Origin of the sequence: Burkholderia territorii, from assembly GCF_001718335.1 — a bacterium.
Classification (GTDB): Bacteria; Pseudomonadota; Gammaproteobacteria; order Burkholderiales; family Burkholderiaceae; genus Burkholderia; species Burkholderia territorii.
In genome coordinates this window covers 3,265,739-3,280,190 of record NZ_CP013366.1, presented here as the reverse complement: position 1 = coordinate 3,280,190, position 14,452 = coordinate 3,265,739, and the positions used below count along the sequence as shown (strand labels likewise).

Genomic DNA, 14,452 nt, shown 5'->3' with positions numbered 1-14,452 from the left:
TCGTGTGACGGCAGCGGGTAGCGAGGTTGGTATGACGACGGAGATGGTGAAGCAGGAACTGGCGGTGGCATCCTTCAGCACGGTGTACGACCTCGAGCAGGTCGAGACCGCATTGAACGACCTGAACGAGAGCGCGAGCGACGCACTGCGCGCCACCTACGAGCGGATGCTCAAGACGGGCAATCTGCGCTTTTGCGTGAAGCCGAACCGGATGCCGTCGTTCGACGAGCTCGGCGACGCGCTGCCCAATTTCACCGAGCCGCTCGAGGACGTGCGCAAGCAGGTCGCGCTGTGCCTCGAGACGGACGACCGGCTCGAACTGATGCCGATCCTGCTGCTCGGGCCGCCCGGTATCGGCAAGACGCATTTCGCGAAGGCGCTCGCGCACATGCTCGGCACCGCGTATCACTACGTGCCGATGAGTTCGCTGACGGCCGGCTGGATCCTGTCGGGCGCGTCGTCGCAATGGAAGAACGCGAAGCCCGGCAAGGTGTTCGATGCGCTCGTCAACGGCAGCTATGCGAACCCGGTGATCGCGGTCGACGAGATCGACAAGGCCGGCAGCGATGCGCAATACGATCCGCTCGGCGCGCTGTACGCGTTGCTCGAGCACGACACCGCGCGCGCGTTCGTCGACGAATTCGCCGAAGTGCCGATCGATGCGGGCAACGTGATCTGGGTCGCGACCGCGAACGATGCGCACGCGATTCCCGAGCCGCTGCTGAACCGGATGAACGTGTACGAGATCGCGCCGCCGGACGCGGCCGGCGCGCGCCGGATCGCGCAGACGATCTACGACGAGATCCGCACGTCGCACGCGTGGGGGCGGCGCTTCCCCGACACGCTCGACGACGACGCGCTCGACGTGCTCGCCGCGACGCCGCCGCGCACGATGCGCCGTGCGCTGCTGCATGCGTTCGGCGCCGCGCGGCTCGACGGCCGCGACGTGATCGCACCGTCGGACATTCGCGCCGACGAGGGTGCGGCGAAGCGCCGGCCGATCGGATTCTGAGCGGGCGGCGCGCGCGTCGCCGCCCCGGATGCGTCGCGCCGCGACGCGCGTTCATCGCGCGACGCGTGCGGGGCGATCGGGATGCGTTCGGCAAGCGGGCGAACCGGGACGTACAATTCTCCTCTCTCCCCTTGATGCGCAAGCGACGCGAAACGTCATGGAGCAGATGGATTGTGTGGTGATCGGCGCGGGTGTCGTCGGTCTTGCGATTGCGCGGGAACTGGCCGCGCGCGGGCGCGAAACCATCGTGCTCGAGGCGGCCGACGCGATCGGCACGGGCACGAGCTCGCGCAACAGCGAGGTGATTCACGCGGGCCTCTACTACCCGCGCGGTTCGCTGAAGGCAACGTCCTGCGTGCACGGGCGCGACCTGCTGTACGAGTTCTGCGACGCACGTCACGTGCCGCACCGGCGCGTGGGCAAGCTGCTCGTCGCGACGAACGCCGCGCAGGTGAAGCAGTTGAAGGCGATCGCCGCGCGCGCGGCGGAAAACGGCGTGCTCGACCTGATGCCGCTCACGCGTGCCGAGGCGCAGACGCTCGAGCCAGCGCTCGAATGCGTGGAGGCGCTGTTCTCGCCGAGCACCGGTATCGTCGACAGTCACCAGCTGATGCTGGCGCTGCTCGGCGACGCCGAGCGCGACGGCGCGATGTGCGCGCTGAAATCGCCGGTCGAGTCGATCGACGTGCTGCGCGGCGGACGTTTCGTGGTGCGTACCGGCGGCGACGCGCCAACCGAAATCGAGGCCGCGTGCGTGATCAACAGCGCGGGCCTCGGCGCGCAGGCGCTCGCGCGCCGCACGCGCGGGCTCGACCCGCGCTGGGTGCCGCCGCTCTATCTCGCGCGCGGCAACTATTTCAGCCTGTCCGGGCGCGCGCCGTTCTCGCACCTCGTCTATCCGATGCCCGATCGCGCGGGGCTCGGCGTGCATCTCACGCTGGACCTGGGCGGACAGGCGCGCTTCGGCCCGGACGTCGAGTGGGTCGATGCGTTGCGCTATGAAGTCGATCCGGCGCGCGCGCCGGCGTTCTACACGTCGATCCGCACATACTGGCCGGGGCTACCCGACGACGCACTGCAGCCGGCCTACGCGGGGATCCGGCCAAAGCTCGCGGGGCCCGGCGAGCCGCCGGCCGACTTCATCGTGCAGGGCGCGGCGCAGCACGGCGTGCGCGGGCTCGTGAACCTGTTCGGCATCGAATCGCCGGGGCTGACCGCATCGCTTGCACTCGCGCAGCGTGTCGGCGACATGACCTCGCGTGCATGACGCACGCGGCCCGCACGCGTGCGGGCCGCCCGTGTGAAATCCCTTATCTCCGGCATTTCGGCGCGCACATTTGTCCGCTTGAGCGTTATTCTGTCGAACGCCGTCGCCAGAACGGCTTTCAAACCGATAACGTTGGAGCGAGTCCCCATGAAAGCAACCCGTCGGAGTTTCCTGATTACGAGCATTGGCGCCGTGTCCGCGCTGGCGCTGTCGCGCGAAGCGCTGGCCGATGCGCCGATGCTGTCGGAAACGGACCCGACCGCGGTGGCGCTCGGCTACAAGGCCGATGCCACGAAGGTCGACAAGGCGAAGTATCCGAAATACGCAGCGGGCCAGGATTGCGCGGCCTGCATGCTGTACCAGGGCAAGAAGGGCTCGGCATCGGGCCCGTGCGGCGCATTCCCCGGCAAGCAGGTGTCGGGGAAGGGCTGGTGCAGCGCATTCTCGAAGATGGGCTGACGTCCGCGGCGGCATCGTGCAATGCCGCAATGTGGCGAAAACCGCAAAACGCCCGCCATCGGACGATGGCGGGCTTTTTTATGCTTGAAAACGGTTCCGTCGCTTTCTACACTCGCTGCACACCAAGCGCGCCCGCGGCATCCCGCGCCGCGCCGGCCGATACGGCGAATCCACGAGGACGAGGCACGCATGGCGACGATTGCGAATTCAACGAAAACGGTCCGGCCGGAGCGTGCGCTGAACCGGCGGGCAGTCGCGGCGGCCGTGATCGGCAACGCGCTCGAGTGGTACGACTTCACGGTCTTCGGCTTCATGACCGTCGTGATCGCCGAGCTGTTCTTTCCGACGACCAGTGAATACTCGTCGCTGCTGCTGACCACCGCGACGTTCGGCGTCGCATTCTTCATGCGCCCGATCGGCGGCATCGTGTTCGGGCTGTACGCCGATCGTGCGGGCCGCAAGGCCGCGCTGTCGCTCGTGATCCTGCTGATGACGGCCGGCATCTTCCTGCTCGCGATCGCACCGCCCTATGCGGCGATCGGCATCGGCGGCCCGCTCCTGATCGTGCTCGGCCGCCTGCTGCAGGGTTTCTCGGCGGGCGGCGAATTCGGCAGCGCGACCGCGTTGCTGATCGAAGCCGCGCCGTTCTCGAAACGCGGTTTCTACGGCAGCTGGCAGATGGCGAGCCAGGCGGCCGCGCTGCTGATCGGCGCGCTCGTCGGCGCGGCCGTCACGCGCGGGCTGTCGCACTACGCGCTGCGCAGCTGGGGCTGGCGCGTACCGTTCATCCTCGGGCTCGTGATCGGCCCGATCGGTTTCTATATCCGCCGTCATCTCGCGGATTCCGAAGCATTCCTGCACGCGCAGCAAAGCGCACGCCGCGCGACGCTCGGCGAAGTGTTCACGCGCCATCCGCGCGAGGTGCTGTGCGGGCTCGGTTCGGTGATCGCGCTGACGGTGACGATCTACGTGCTGATCAGCTATCTGCCCACTTTCGCGGTGAAGCAGCTCAAGCTGCCGTATGCGGAATCGTTCTACGCCGTGATCATCGGCAACCTGCTGCTGATGGTGCTGTCGCCGGTCGCGGGCGCGTGGTCGGACCGCATCGGCCGCAAGGGCCTGTCGCTGTGGTCGCTCGTGCTGACGCTCGCGCTGATGTATCCGTTGTTCGCGTGGCTCGACGCGGCGCCGAGCATCGCGCGGCTGATCGCGGTGCAGGCCGTGCTGTCGGTGACGCTCGCCGGCTACTACGGCCCGTTCGGCGCGATGATCGCCGAGCTGTTCCCGGCCAACGTGCGCTCGACGGGGCTGTCGATCGCGTACAACGTCGCGGTGATGCTGTTCGGCGGTTTCGGGCAATTCATCGTCACATGGCTGATCAAGGCGACGGGCACGCCGCTCGCGCCGACCTATTACGTGATGGCGGGGCTCGCGCTGTCGATCGTCGCGGTCGCGTTCGTGCCCGCGCGCAGCGCGGATCTCGACGCGCCGGTCTGACGGCCGCATCGCGGCGGCCATCGTTGCGAAAGCTGCAATGATGCGCGCATTGGCCCCGAAACCGGCGCGGCCATCGTTCGCGTCCGCGTACGAATTGTTTAGTTCGTAGAAGGAAACACGCGCGGGATGAGCGAATTCGCCGCTCGCGCGCGCAGACGCACTTTTCGCGCACGCGAGACATCCGCAAAAACCCGCGCAAATGCGTCTAGAAGAGTTTTTTCTCCAGCTTGTTGCAAAATCGCTAGCTCAAGTAATATCCCGCGTACCCGGCCCCTGGGGGACCGGTTCCGATCTGGAGACCTGGAGGAAACATGGAATACAACCGTCTGTTGCACACCCTGCGTGTTACCGCCATGGCAGGCGTGGCAGCGGCATCGTTCGGCATCGCGGGTTCTGCATTCGCACAGATCCCGAACAAAACGCTCGTCTACTGCTCAGAAGGCAGCCCGGCGGGTTTCGATTCCGCGCAATTCACGACCGGCGTCGATTTCACCGCCGCCACGTTCACCGTCTATAACCGTCTCGTCGAATTCGAGCGCGGCGGCACCAAGGTCGAGCCGGGCCTCGCCGAGAAGTGGGACGTCTCGTCCGACGGCAAGGTGTACACGTTCCACCTGCGCCATGGCGTGAAGTTCCACACGACCGACTTCTTCAAGCCGACGCGCGAATTCAACGCCGACGACGTCGTGTTCACGTTCGAGCGCATGCTCGATCCGAACCAGGCGTTCCGCAAGGCGTACCCGGTGTCGTTCCCGTACTTCACCGACATGGGCCTCGACAAGCTGATCACGAAGGTCGAGAAGGTCGATCCGTACACCGTGAAGTTCACGCTGGCCGAGCCGAACGCGCCGTTCATCCAGAACATGGCGATGGAATTCGCGTCGATCCTGTCGGCCGAATACGGCGATCAGCTGATGAAGGCCGGCAAGGCCGCCGACATCAACCAGAAGCCGGTCGGCACGGGCCCGTTCATCTTCCGCAGCTACACGAAGGATGCGACGATCCGTTTCGACGGGAATCCTGACTACTGGAAGAAGGGCGAAGTGAAGATCTCGAAGCTGATCTTCTCGATCACGCCCGACCCGGGCGTGCGCGTGCAGAAGATCAAGCGCAACGAGTGCCAGGTGATGAGCTATCCGCGTCCGGCCGACATCGCGACGCTGAAGGCCGATTCGGGCATCGACATGCCGTCGCAGCCGGGCTTCAACCTCGGCTACCTCGCGTACAACGTCGAGCACAAGCCGGTCGACAAGCTCGAAGTGCGTCAGGCGCTCGACATGGCGATCAACAAGAAGGCGATCCTCGAATCCGTCTATCAGGGTGCGGGCCAGGCCGCGAACGCACCGATGCCGCCGACCCAATGGTCGTACGACAAGAACCTGAAGATGGCGCCGAACGACACCGCGAAGGCGAAGGCGCTGCTCGCGAAGGCCGGCTATCCGAACGGGTTCGACATCACGCTGTGGGCGATGCCGGTGCAGCGCGCATACAACCCGAACGCGCGCCTGATGGCCGAGATGATCCAGGCCGACTGGGCGAAGATCGGCGTGAAGGCGAAGATCGTCACGTACGAGTGGGGCGAGTACATCAAGCGCGCGCACACGGGCGAGCAGGACACGATGCTGATCGGCTGGACGGGCGACAACGGCGACCCCGACAACTGGCTCGGCACGCTGCTCGGCTGCGAGGCGATCAAGGGCAACAACTTCTCGCACTGGTGCTACAAGCCGTTCGACGAGCTGATCCAGAAGGGTCGCACGACGACGGGCCAGGACGCGCGCACGAAGATCTACATGCAGGCGCAGCAGATCTTCGCGCAGCAGCTGCCGTTCTCGCCGATCGCGAACTCGACGGTCTACCAGCCGGTACGCAAGAACGTGGTCGACATGCGCATCGAGCCGCTCGGCTATGCGCGCTTCGACGGAGTCGGCGTGAAGTAACGCGGCCCGTGTAAGCTGTCGTCATCGAGAAGACCGGCTTGAACTCATCCGGCGGCGAGGGGCCAAAAGCCCCTCGTCGCCGGTCGCACATTTCCCACGAGAAAATACGAGACGCATCATGTTCACATTCGTGTTGCGCCGCGTGGGCATGGTGATTCCGACCTTCATCGGCATCACCATCCTGGCGTTTGCGCTGATTCACCTGATACCGGGCGATCCCATCGAAGTGATGATGGGCGAGCGCGGCGTCGATCCCGCGATGCATGCAGAGGCGATGAAACGCCTCGGGCTCGACCAGCCGCTGCCCCTGCAGTACGTCCACTACATCGGCCGGGCGCTGCATGGCGACCTCGGCACGTCGATCATCACCAACACCAGCGTCGCGGGCGAATTCTTCGCGCGCTTCCCGGCCACCGTCGAGCTGTCGCTCTGCGCGCTCGTGTTTGCGCTCGTGGTCGGGCTGCCGGCCGGCGTGATCGCGGCGCTGCGGCGCGGCTCGGTCGTCGATCACGGCGTGATGGGCACCGCGCTCACCGGCTATTCGATGCCGATCTTCTGGTGGGGGCTGATCCTCATCATGGTGTTTTCGTCATACCTCGGCTGGACGCCCGTGTCGGGGCGCATCGCGGTCGAATACGACTTCCCGCATCCTACGGGCTTCATGCTGATCGACGCGCTGCTCGCGCCGGACGAAGGCTCGTTCAAGTCGGCGCTCAGCCATCTGATCCTGCCGTCCATCGTGCTCGGCACGATCCCGCTCGCGGTGATCGCGCGGATGACGCGCTCGTCGATGCTCGAAGTGCTGCGCGAGGACTACATCCGCACCGCCCGCGCGAAGGGGCTGTCGCCCGCACGCGTGGTCGTCGTGCATGCGCTGCGCAACGCGCTGATCCCGGTCGTCACCGTGATCGGCCTGCAGATCGGCACGCTGCTTGCTGGCGCCGTGCTGACCGAGACGCTCTTTTCGTGGCCCGGCGTCGGCAAGTGGCTGATCGATGCGATCGGCCGCCGCGACTATCCGGTCGTCCAGGGCGGCATCCTGCTGATCGCGACGCTCGTGATCGTCGTGAACCTGGTCGTCGACCTGCTGTACGGCGTGCTGAATCCGCGCATCCGCCACACGAGGTAATTCCATGAGCAATCTGCAAAACACCCTGCCGAGCGAATCCGCGCCGGCCGGCGGCCGTGCGCTCGCGCTGCGCGAGTTCTGGGCCAACTTCTCGCGCAACCGCGGCGCCGTCGGTGCCGGCATCGTCGTGCTGCTGCTGATCCTGGTCGCGATCCTCGCGCCGCTGATCGCGCCGCACAGCCCGGTCGAGCAATACCGCGACTACGTGAAGATTCCGCCCGCATGGCTCGCGGGCGGCAACTGGCAATTCATCCTCGGCACCGACGAAGCGGGCCGCGACATCCTTTCGCGCCTGATGTTCGGCGCGCGCATGTCGTTCTGGATCGGCTTCGTGTCGGTCGTGCTCGCGCTGATTCCCGGCATCGTGCTCGGGCTGGTCGCCGCGTTCTTCCAGAAATGGGCCGACACGCCGGTGATGCGCATCATGGACGTGCTGCTCGCGCTGCCGTCGCTGCTGCTCGCGGTCGCGGTCGTCGCGATCATCGGCCCGGGCCTCACCAACACGATGTTCGCGATCGCGATCGTCGCGCTGCCGGCCTACGTGCGTCTCACGCGCGCATCCGCGCTCGGCGAGCTGCAGAAGGAATACGTGACGGCGTCGCGCGTGGCCGGTGCCGGCACGCTGCGCCTGATGTTCTCGCAGGTGCTGCCGAACTGCACGGCACCGCTGATCGTGCAGGCGACGCTCGGCTTCTCGTCGGCCATCCTCGACGCCGCCGCGCTCGGCTTCCTGGGCCTCGGCGTGCAGCCTCCGACCGCCGAGTGGGGCGCGATGCTCGCGTCCGCGCGCGACTACATCGACAACGCATGGTGGATCGTGACGATGCCCGGCCTGTCGATCCTGATTTCGGTGCTCGCGATCAATCTGCTCGGCGACGGGCTGCGCGACGCGCTCGATCCCAAACTGAAGCGGATGGCCTGACATGACCCAGAATCTCCTGACCATCCGCAATCTCGCGGTGAATTTCAACGGCTTGCCCGCCGTCGACCGGATCAACCTGTCGATCGCGCCGGGCGAGGTGGTGGGCGTCGTCGGCGAATCGGGCTCCGGCAAGAGCGTGACGATGATGGCGCTGATGGGCCTGATCGACGCGCCGGGCAAGGTGACGGCCGACGAAGTCACGTTCAACGGCGTGGATCTGCTGAAGGCGTCGCCGAAGGCGCGCTGCAAGATCGTCGGCAAGGACATCGCGATGGTGTTCCAGGACGCGCTGACGAGCCTGAATCCGAGCTACACGGTCGGCTACCAGATCAAGGAAGTGCTGAAGCTGCACGAAGGCCTGCGCGGCGACGCGCTGCATCGGCGCGCGCTCGAGCTGCTCGACCAGGTCGGCATTCCCGACGCGAAGAATCGCATCGCGGCGTTCCCGCACCAGATGTCGGGCGGGATGAACCAGCGCGTGATGATCGCGATGGCGGTCGCGTGCAACCCGAAGCTGCTGATCGCCGACGAGCCGACCACCGCGCTCGACGTGACGATCCAGGCGCAGATCATGGATCTGCTCGTGAAGCTGCAGAAGGAGCGCGGGATGGCGCTCGTGCTGATCTCGCACGACCTCGCCGTCGTATCGGAAGTCGCGCAGCGCGTCGCGGTGATGTATGCGGGCGAGATCATCGAGACCAATCGCGTGCCGGACATCTTCCGTGCGCCGCATCATCCGTACACCGAAGCGCTGCTCGCGGCGATTCCCGAGCACAATCAGGGGGCGCGTCGCCTTGCCGCATTGCCGGGCATGGTGCCCGGCCGCGATGATCGCCCGTCCGGGTGCCTGTTCGCGCCGCGCTGCAAGTACGTCGTCGACGATTGCCGCAAGGCGCGTCCGGCGCTCGATACGCTGGTGCCGGCCAACGATGCGATGCGTGCGCGCTGCATCAAGCCGCTCAATGTTTCCAACCTCGACCTGACGGGAGGCGCACGATGAATGCAGATAAGGAAGTCCGCGCCACGCCGCACGACGAGGAAGCGGTGCTGGTCGCCGATCGGCTCGCGAAGCACTACACGGTCAAGCGCGGGATGTTCGGGCAGGGCACGGTGAAGGCGCTCAACGGCGTGTCGTTCTCGTTGAAGCGCGGCAAGACGCTCGCCGTCGTCGGCGAATCCGGCTGCGGGAAGTCGACGCTCGCGCGCCAGCTCACGATGATCGAAACACCCACGTCGGGTCACCTGACGATCGACGGCAAGGACGTGGCCGGCGCGAGCCGCGAGACGGTCGCCGACCTGCGCCGCCGCGTACAGATGGTGTTCCAGAATCCGTTCGCGTCGCTGAACCCGCGCAAGACGGTCGAGCAGACGCTCTCCGAGCCGCTCGAGATCAACGCGAACCTGACGGCCGCCGAACGCGCGGCGCGCATCGCGCAGATCATGCGCACGGTCGGCCTGCGGCCCGAGCACGCGAAGCGCTATCCGCACATGTTCTCGGGCGGCCAGCGCCAGCGGGTCGCGATCGCGCGCGCGATGATCCTCGATCCGCGGATCGTCGTCGCCGACGAGCCGGTGTCCGCGCTCGACGTGTCGATCCAGGCGCAGATCCTGAACCTCTTCATGGATCTGCAGGAGCAGTTCAAGACGAGCTACGTGTTCATCTCGCACAATCTGTCGGTGGTCGAGCACGTCGCCGACGACGTGATGGTCATGTACTTCGGCAGCGTCGCCGAGCTCGGCGACAAGGCGACGATCTACGCACGTCCGCGCCATCCGTACACGCGCGCGCTGATGTCGGCGACGCCGGCGATCTTCGAGGAAGACCGCCGCGTTCAGATCAAGCTGCAGGGCGAGCTGCCGTCGCCGCTCAATCCGCCGTCGGGCTGCGCGTTTCACCAGCGCTGCCCGTATGCGGTCGAGCGCTGTCGTGTCGAGGAACCGCAGCTGCGCGACGTCGACGGACGCCGCGTGGCCTGCCATCGCGCCGAGGAGGTGGGGGAGGCGAATGCCTGATGGTTTGGCGGCGCGCGCGTCCGGCGTGCGCCGTTCGGGGGTCGGCCGCGCGCGGATGATGCGCGCGTGCCGCAACGCACGGCGCTGGAGCGTGCGCACGGTCACGGGCGCGGCGCTGGCCGGCGCGTGCGTCGCGGCCGGCCTCGTCGTTCCCGTCGGGGCCGCGCGTGCCGAAGGGCGTGCGCCGGCCAGTTCGCCGATCCATACGTCGCAGGTTCCGCCGCCCGGCATGAGCCTGCCGGGCTTCCACGCGCCTTCCGTGTCCAACGGCACGGTCGCGCGCGGCACGGTTCGCGTGCAGCCCGCGCGCATGCCGTTCTACGTGGCGACCAAGGGCAAGGTCACGCTGTACGTGCTCGGCACGCTGCACACGGGCGACCCGTCCGACTATCCGCCCGCCCAGCCGTTCCGGCCGCGCATCCTCGGCGCGCTCGCGGCGTCGCCGACGCTCGCGCTCGAGCTGTCGCCGGACGATCTGCTCGAATCGCAGGACGACGTGTCGAAATACGGCGTGTGCCGCTACCCGTGCCTGCAGCGGCTGCTGCCGGAGTCGCTGTGGCAGCGCCTCGCGGGGCGCCTGCGCGGCAATCCGGCCGCGCTCGCGGAAATCCGCCGGATGCGGCCGTGGCTGGCGGCGCTGGTCGTCGAGACCTACGACTCGCTGTCGGCCGGCCTGCAGACCGAGTACGGCACCGAGGCACAACTGCAGAACGTGTTCCTGAAGAAGAAGGGTGGCCGGGTGATCGGGCTCGAGACGCTGGCCGAGCAGATGCGCGCGTTCACCGGGCTGACGCTCGCCGAGCAGCGCGAGATGCTCGCGCAGGACATGGTGCAGACGCCCGCGCAGAATGCCGACGACATCAAGGCGCTGCATCGACTGTGGCAAATTGGCGACGCCGATGCGATTTTCGCGTGGGCGGTCGCGAAGAGCGAGCGGCTGGCCCGTTCGAAGACGCTGTCGGCGTCGATCGACAACAAGATCCTGTACGAGCGCAACCGGCGCTTCGTTGCACGGATGACGGCAATCGCCGCGCCGAACCGGCCGGTATTCGTCGCCATCGGCGCGCTGCATCTGGGCGGCCCGCGCGGCGTGCTCGAATTGTTGCGTCAACAAGGTTACAGCGTCGACGCGAACTGAGCGTCGCGGGCGTGCCCGAACCGATCCTCCCCTGTTTGATCGACGCTGCGTGCGTAGCGTCAAACGCCTGTATGGGCGTGCGATTCGATAAGGAAAACCCTCGATTCGTCAGAAAATAGCGTTTCAAACGATTGACATCCCGTTCGGCCAATATCTATTCTTCGATCCACAAGTTGAAAAAATGAAAAGAATAGAAAAAGTTCTACGGGGTAGCAGAAAACAAAGCGCGGGGTGAGCGCGTTGCCGGCACGTGGTGCACACGTGTCGGCCGCGGAAAGCGTCTGCATGTACGGCGGGGCCAACCATCGTCGGACAACAACAACGCATGCAGGCCGACTTGCGAATAAGCGACGCTCCGTCGTCCAACCGGGGTAAGCAGTAAATCGGGCGGCGGCGGACGTTTTTTAATCCGGAAGGTTTTCCGGTCACGGTCGACAGACGGTTTCGGGGGGCGAGAATCGACAGACGGCGAAGCCGCAGCGATCGCGCCAACGGAAAAGCGCCACGAGGGCGCTTTTTTCTTTTGTGCGACCGAACCCGTGTGGTGGCAGGGGCCGGTGGCGCATGACATCGTAGTGGCCGACGATCCCCGCCGGATCGCACGGAGCCCGCATCGGTCCAGGGCTTCGTGTTTGCCGCCAGCCGAGTCGACTGAGGTTGTACAGCGATGAGGCAGTGGTGGCCCGTTTGCTTTTTGCAACAGTTCTGCGCGTACCACGCGCGCCATGGTCGACGCCGCGTCCGTATTTTCCTGCGTTGCTGGCCGATGTTCAGCCCCCGGCTTTGGGACATCGAGCATAGAAACGGCATCGATCACACGATCGGACAAATTTCTTCCGACTCCGTCGTCACCGCTGGCCAATGCCCGCCGTTGTTTTGAGATGGTTGTCGTGGCACGGTTGGTCAATGCACCAAGCCATCCAGGGAAACGCGAGCGCAATGGACACGGAACCGATGAAGAGCCGTAATCAGGCCTTGCCTGTTCTGCTCGTGGAATCGCAGCCGCTCGTCGCGCAAGCGATGCGGATCGCGCTGACGGCGATCGATCATCGCGTGAGGCCGACGGTCTGTCACTGCGTGGAAAGCGCGTTGCGTGCAGTTCGCCGGCACCGCCAATGGTGCCTCGTTTTCATCGATCTCGACATGTGCGATGAACATGGCGTGCCGCTTTCCCGGCAATTGCACGACGAAGGCCTTGCGCAGCGATGTGTGGCCGTCACGTCCACCCGCCGTTCGTTCGGGATCGGCGAGGCAAGGCGGATGGGAATGGCCGGCTGTATCGACAAGATGGCGTCGGTAGGCGATCTTACTGCCGCGTTACGTTCCTTGCTCGACGGTCGGCCGTGCTTTCCCGATGTCGGACCAAAGCGAGATCCGCTGGCGCGTTTGACGAGCCGCCAGCGCGATGTGCTCGCGCTGCTCTGTGTCGGTTATCCGACGAAGGCGATTGCATCGACGTTGAGTCTCGCCCAGGGAACCGTCGACAACCACATCGCTAACATCTTGCGTACGTTGAACGCGCAGAACCGCGCGCATGCGATCTACAAGGCTGTCGCGCAAGGCTACTTTCCCGAGATTTCGTTCGAAGCGTCTGGATGCGGCGCTTCGCGCCGCGCGCAGCGGTAGCGAGTGACGCCGTAGCCCCGGGCGGGCGCATGCCTGTCTGTCAATGCGTGTGTTCGGCGGACCGGTAGTAAGCGGAAATTCGGCTAGCGAGAAAGAATCCGACTCCCGACGTAACGACCAACGGGACGGTGTCGGTGTCGCCGTCGATGTGGAAAAGCGATGCCGCGCAAGCCCAAACCCCGGCGTAGATCAGCACGACCAGGACGAACGTGACCACGAACGAGCTGACGTTCGTTGCGAGGCGACACATTGCATGTTTTTCGGCCGGGAGGTCCTTTTCCGGCGTCGACGCACGGGCCGATCCGACATGAAAGGGATAAAGAACCCAGGTTCCCTGGCTGTACGGCGACCGGAAAAAGCGAAGGAGCACGTATTCCACGAATCCTGAAATGGCCGCAATGGACGCGTAAAAGAGAACGCCGCGGCTACCGGGCAAGAAACGCGCGGAGGCGACGTCGAGCGCCATGAACATCAGATAGGCGAAGAGTATGCGTGGCGCTGCTCGAGTCAGCTTTTCCATGGCGATTGAGTGAGTTGCCCGAGCGGTCAATTTATCAGCGACTCACGCCCCCGGAAATGTGGAATTTCTCATGGGTTGGGGGAGCTGACCGGCATCGGGGCCGGACGCCACGCGTGCTCGCCGAGACGACGCGTCACGCGTCCTCGCCAGCCTCCAGCGCACCCGGCGCCACCACATCGATTCCCGCCGCCTCCAGCGCCGCACGAATCCTTTTCGCGAACGCCAGCGCATGCGGGCCGTCGCCGTGCAGGCAGACCGTCTGCGCATTGAGCGCCACCCACTCGCCGCTCACCGCCCGCACCTGCCGCTCGCGCACCATGTCGAGCGTGCGCGCGAGCACCGCTTCCTCGTCGTCGATCAGCGCGCCGGGCTGGCTGCGCGGCACCAGCGAGCCGTCCGCGCGATAGCCGCGATCGGCGAACACTTCCTCCACCGCGGCGAGCCCCGCGTGCCGCGCGGCCGCGACGAACACGCTGTTCGCGAGCCCGAACACGGCAAGCGACGGATCGAAGTCGTGGATCGCGGACACCACCGCGTCGGCGATCATCGGGTCGCGCGCGGCCTGGTTGTACAGCGCGCCGTGCGGCTTCACGTGCGCGATGCGGCCGCCCTCGGCCTGCGCGATCGCCGACAGCGCGCCGAGCTGGTACAGCACGCCCGCATAGATGTCGCTCGCCGGCAACTGCATTTCCTTGCGACCAAAATTCTCCGGGTCGTGAAAGCTCGGATGCGCGCCGATCGACACGCCCTTCTGCACGGCCCAGCGCACGCAGTCGCGCATCGCGTTGGCGCCACCTGCATGCCAGCCGCACGCGATGTTCGCCGACGTGACGAGGTCGAGCAGCGCCTCGTCCGATCCGCATCCTTCGCCGAGATCGGCATTCAGATCGATTTCCATGATGTTCCTCGTCCACTGATGGCGTGGCGCG

At 66.0% G+C, this 14,452-nt stretch carries 13 protein-coding genes; 11 read left to right on the top strand and 2 right to left on the bottom strand.

Translation table 11 applies throughout. The features are described 5' to 3' along the window. Positions 1-31 precede the first annotated feature (31 nt). The 11 genes from WS51_RS25610 (at position 32) to WS51_RS25560 (ending at position 13,003) form a co-directional block, all read left to right on the top strand. The gene (locus tag WS51_RS25610; RefSeq protein WP_059448473.1) at positions 32-1,012 is read left to right on the top strand and encodes an AAA family ATPase; all 981 of its coding nucleotides are present in this window, start codon (positions 32-34) and stop codon (positions 1,010-1,012) included. 157 nt (positions 1,013-1,169) lie between these two features. Then, on the top strand, positions 1,170-2,279 hold the full coding sequence (locus WS51_RS25605; RefSeq protein ID WP_059504511.1) for an NAD(P)/FAD-dependent oxidoreductase: 1,110 nt from the start codon (positions 1,170-1,172) through the stop codon (positions 2,277-2,279). Between the two features lie 147 nt (positions 2,280-2,426). Beyond that, positions 2,427-2,738, top strand: a complete 312-nt coding sequence (locus WS51_RS25600) for a high-potential iron-sulfur protein (protein ID WP_069229929.1) — start codon at positions 2,427-2,429, stop codon at positions 2,736-2,738. A gap of 189 nt (positions 2,739-2,927) precedes the next feature. Beyond that, positions 2,928-4,235, top strand: coding sequence for an MFS transporter (locus WS51_RS25595; protein ID WP_069229928.1), 1,308 nt, complete (start codon positions 2,928-2,930; stop codon positions 4,233-4,235). 311 nt (positions 4,236-4,546) lie between these two features. Further along, complete coding sequence (locus WS51_RS25590) at positions 4,547-6,175, top strand: ABC transporter substrate-binding protein (protein WP_059504513.1); 1,629 nt, start codon at positions 4,547-4,549, stop codon at positions 6,173-6,175. Between the two features lie 118 nt (positions 6,176-6,293). Continuing rightward, a complete protein-coding gene (locus WS51_RS25585; protein WP_059448478.1) occupies positions 6,294-7,304 on the top strand; it encodes an ABC transporter permease subunit in 1,011 nt (336 codons plus the stop codon). Between the two features lie 4 nt (positions 7,305-7,308). Further along, on the top strand, positions 7,309-8,226 hold the full coding sequence (locus tag WS51_RS25580) for an ABC transporter permease subunit (RefSeq protein WP_059448479.1): 918 nt from the start codon (positions 7,309-7,311) through the stop codon (positions 8,224-8,226). A 1-nt stretch (position 8,227) separates the two neighbouring features. Then, entirely contained in the window at positions 8,228-9,226 is a 999-nt protein-coding gene (locus WS51_RS25575; protein ID WP_069229927.1) for an ABC transporter ATP-binding protein, read from the top strand. Beyond that, positions 9,223-10,239: a peptide ABC transporter ATP-binding protein gene (locus tag WS51_RS25570; RefSeq protein ID WP_059448481.1), complete on the top strand. Its 1,017-nt coding sequence runs from the start codon at positions 9,223-9,225 to the stop codon at positions 10,237-10,239. The genes WS51_RS25575 and WS51_RS25570 overlap by 4 nt, the downstream gene beginning before the upstream one ends. After that, complete coding sequence (locus WS51_RS25565) at positions 10,232-11,377, top strand: TraB/GumN family protein (protein ID WP_059504516.1); 1,146 nt, start codon at positions 10,232-10,234, stop codon at positions 11,375-11,377. Before WS51_RS25570 ends, WS51_RS25565 begins: the two co-directional genes overlap by 8 nt. 939 nt (positions 11,378-12,316) lie before the next feature. Next, complete coding sequence (locus tag WS51_RS25560) at positions 12,317-13,003, top strand: response regulator transcription factor (RefSeq protein ID WP_069229926.1); 687 nt, start codon at positions 12,317-12,319, stop codon at positions 13,001-13,003. Between the two features lie 40 nt (positions 13,004-13,043). Here the strand turns inward: WS51_RS25560 and WS51_RS25555 are convergent, their stop codons facing one another. Both WS51_RS25555 and pxpA read right to left on the bottom strand, forming a co-directional pair. After that, complete coding sequence (locus WS51_RS25555; RefSeq protein ID WP_069229925.1) at positions 13,044-13,523, bottom strand: hypothetical protein; 480 nt, start codon at positions 13,521-13,523, stop codon at positions 13,044-13,046. Positions 13,524-13,656: 133 nt separating this feature from the next. Then, on the bottom strand, positions 13,657-14,421 hold the full coding sequence (gene pxpA, locus WS51_RS25550) for a 5-oxoprolinase subunit PxpA (protein WP_060359946.1): 765 nt from the start codon (positions 14,419-14,421) through the stop codon (positions 13,657-13,659). Between the last annotated feature and the right edge of the window lie 31 nt (positions 14,422-14,452).

What these genes read in the sequence shown, in the direction of transcription:
- WS51_RS25610 (WP_059448473.1), top strand. Translation starts at nt 32, where the DNA reads ATGACGACGGAGATGGTGAAGCAGGAACTGGCGGTGGCATCCTTCAGC.
- WS51_RS25605 (WP_059504511.1), top strand. Translation starts at nt 1,170, where the DNA reads ATGGAGCAGATGGATTGTGTGGTGATCGGCGCGGGTGTCGTCGGTCTT.
- WS51_RS25600 (WP_069229929.1), top strand. Translation starts at nt 2,427, where the DNA reads ATGAAAGCAACCCGTCGGAGTTTCCTGATTACGAGCATTGGCGCCGTG.
- WS51_RS25595 (WP_069229928.1), top strand. Translation starts at nt 2,928, where the DNA reads ATGGCGACGATTGCGAATTCAACGAAAACGGTCCGGCCGGAGCGTGCG.
- WS51_RS25590 (WP_059504513.1), top strand. Translation starts at nt 4,547, where the DNA reads ATGGAATACAACCGTCTGTTGCACACCCTGCGTGTTACCGCCATGGCA.
- WS51_RS25585 (WP_059448478.1), top strand. Translation starts at nt 6,294, where the DNA reads ATGTTCACATTCGTGTTGCGCCGCGTGGGCATGGTGATTCCGACCTTC.
- WS51_RS25580 (WP_059448479.1), top strand. Translation starts at nt 7,309, where the DNA reads ATGAGCAATCTGCAAAACACCCTGCCGAGCGAATCCGCGCCGGCCGGC.
- WS51_RS25575 (WP_069229927.1), top strand. Translation starts at nt 8,228, where the DNA reads ATGACCCAGAATCTCCTGACCATCCGCAATCTCGCGGTGAATTTCAAC.
- WS51_RS25570 (WP_059448481.1), top strand. Translation starts at nt 9,223, where the DNA reads ATGAATGCAGATAAGGAAGTCCGCGCCACGCCGCACGACGAGGAAGCG.
- WS51_RS25565 (WP_059504516.1), top strand. Translation starts at nt 10,232, where the DNA reads ATGCCTGATGGTTTGGCGGCGCGCGCGTCCGGCGTGCGCCGTTCGGGG.
- WS51_RS25560 (WP_069229926.1), top strand. Translation starts at nt 12,317, where the DNA reads ATGGACACGGAACCGATGAAGAGCCGTAATCAGGCCTTGCCTGTTCTG.
- WS51_RS25555 (WP_069229925.1), bottom strand. Translation starts at nt 13,523, where the DNA reads ATGGAAAAGCTGACTCGAGCAGCGCCACGCATACTCTTCGCCTATCTG.
- pxpA (WP_060359946.1), bottom strand. Translation starts at nt 14,421, where the DNA reads ATGGAAATCGATCTGAATGCCGATCTCGGCGAAGGATGCGGATCGGAC.